Origin of the sequence: Mesonia sediminis (assembly GCF_042684705.1) — a bacterium.
Taxonomy (GTDB): domain Bacteria; phylum Bacteroidota; class Bacteroidia; order Flavobacteriales; family Flavobacteriaceae; genus Mesonia; species Mesonia sediminis.
In genome coordinates this window covers 1-1,233 of the sequence record NZ_JBHULZ010000022.1, presented here as the reverse complement: position 1 = coordinate 1,233, position 1,233 = coordinate 1, and the positions used below count along the sequence as shown (strand labels likewise).

The following is a 1,233-nucleotide window of genomic DNA, read 5'->3' as shown; positions in this document are numbered from 1 at the left end:
CTTATAGGAAAAGGACCGCTTTGTACAGCCACCGGCGCCAAACAGGGGTCTTGATTTACCGGTGCAAGCAAACTACAAGCACTGCTGCCTGCAGTACCCGTAGGCTCGTCTATAGAAACCTTCCCAAAAACATCATTGCTACAGCTGGCATTGCCCAGGTTGTCTATGTAGGCGTAGCCGTGAAAACTTCCTGGTTGTTGAACATCTGACATCGAAAAAACTACAGATGCCGGTTGCCCGGCAATGCTGCTGGTATCCAACTCCATACAGGTCCAAAGCGTATGATAAAAATCTAAACTTCCAGGGGCTTCTATAAACCGGCAAGAGTTGCGCTCAAAAGCAATGCACTGCTCACTGACCAAGTTATTGTTTTGATCCCATATTTGTACCTTAAAAAAAGGAAGTACAATGGAAGATGGACTGGAACTAATATCATCCTCCATGGATAAGGCATAATCAAACGAAAAGCTCTGCCCGGCAATGATTTCTTTTGACATCATACTCATACTTCCTAATGCAGCACGATCGTTTAAACCGATAGCCCGTTGATTATAAGGGGTATTGGGTTCTACTCTGATTTGAGTTGTAGAAGAACCAGACATAAAACTATCGGGCCCTGGGGTTAGTATATAGGCATAGCAATCAAAATTAGAGAAATTAACGCTACTATTTACAGGATCCAAGTTATTTTTAGTTTGTAAAGGAATACTGTTTAAATCGGTTTGGCATTGTTGCATGCCAGGTGGGTTTACTGGAAAATCATAATACGCAAAACTATAACCCGAGGCCGTCGAGGTGGTAGCATCGCGTTCAAAACCCCCGTTGGGCACACAATTACAATACTTCTCTACGGCTTGTACCGCCAATAAACTGCTTTCACAGCCTTGAGTACCGGTAGTGGTCTGGCTCACATAATAGGTTTGTCCATCTACTAGCAGGGTGGTGTTAGGAATAGGCGTGGTACCACCCGCATCGCTATACCATTGTAGATTATCGCCCACTACTACCAAATCGGTTAAATTGGCAGGAGGCTCATTGATCTGTGCACGAAGAGCAGCACCACAAAAACTCTGCAATGCCTCCCCTTGGGGTGGGGGAGCACTTGTTTGTGTTACTTCTAAATCAAGAGCATCTGTTGTCACGCAGCCGGTGATTATATCTTCTATACGAACATAAATGCTTTGATTGTTAGCGCTGGTGTTGGTATAATTTTGAGCTAATGCCGTGGTGGGA

General features: G+C 44.5%; 1 protein-coding gene. It reads right to left on the bottom strand.

Going from position 1 to position 1,233, the window contains the following annotated elements; genetic code table 11:
* Positions 1–1,233, bottom strand: a 1,233-nt coding sequence (locus ACFSQ0_RS03235; RefSeq protein WP_379044041.1) for a hypothetical protein, incomplete at both ends; no start/stop codon positions are given.